This window comes from Pseudomonas sp. K5002, from assembly GCF_013386655.1.
Classification (GTDB): Bacteria; Pseudomonadota; Gammaproteobacteria; order Pseudomonadales; family Pseudomonadaceae; genus Aquipseudomonas.
The window spans coordinates 1-718 of sequence record NZ_JACARK010001138.1 but is presented as its reverse complement, the minus strand read 5'-3'; the positions used below and the strand labels follow the sequence as shown (position 1 = coordinate 718).

General features: G+C 62.0%; 1 protein-coding gene and 2 pseudogenes. All 3 read right to left on the bottom strand.

Translation table 11 applies throughout. The annotated features are described in order from the left end of the window. Positions 1-123, bottom strand: a pseudogene (locus HX846_RS34125) (D-2-hydroxyacid dehydrogenase); the annotation flags it as partial. A gap of 116 nt (positions 124-239) precedes the next feature. Next, positions 240-533: a YcgL domain-containing protein gene (locus HX846_RS34120; protein WP_003210667.1), complete on the bottom strand. Its 294-nt coding sequence runs from the start codon at positions 531-533 to the stop codon at positions 240-242. Further along, positions 530-718: pseudogene (locus HX846_RS34115) on the bottom strand (ribonuclease D); the annotation flags it as partial. The pseudogene HX846_RS34115 and the gene HX846_RS34120, both read right to left, overlap by 4 nt.

Below are 718 nucleotides of genomic sequence, written 5' to 3'. Positions count from 1 at the left end.
ATCGGCCGCCAGGCGCGACAATTCGGCGGAGTCGCCGCTGGTCATGACCTCAAGGTCCGGCGCCGCTTCGCGCAGCAGCCGGGCGTACAGCGGGTGATCGTGTTCAGCAATCAGAACGCGCATGGTTCAAACCTTTCAAAAACACTGCAGGCGGCCGCCGGTCCAGTTCACTGTACCGTGCGGCCGCCGCCAAAAATTGAATTCCATAGATGATGTGCCCCGGACGGGGCACTGACCGATCACATCGGGTCATTGCGTCGCAGCAGCTCTTCGGGCAAGTGTTCGATGTACTCGTCCTCGGCCGGCGGCATTTGCAGGTGGTAACCCTGCTTTTCGAGGTTCTCCAGAACCACGGTGATGTCCTCGCGGGACAGCTTGCGCTCCGGGCTCAGCACCAGGTCGAAGGCGTGGTGCGGCTTGCCGAAGGCGGCCAGCAGACTTTCCGGCACGCGCTCCAGTGCATCGCTTTTCAGCACGTAGAGGTACATCTCGTTTCGTTTGAGGCTGCGATAGATGGAGCAGATACGTTTCAAGGCTGTTCTCCGGCAGTGGCCAGGCTGTCCAGCAGCGCCTGGCCCATCAGTTCGCGGCGCCAGCCACGCAGCGAATCTGGCAATTGGTAAGGCCCCTCGGGGTAGCCGCTCTTGACCAGGGCTTCAAGGGTTTTCTTGCGCAGCATCAGTTCCGGCGCCATGTCCAGGCGTTCGGCCTCGGCCTG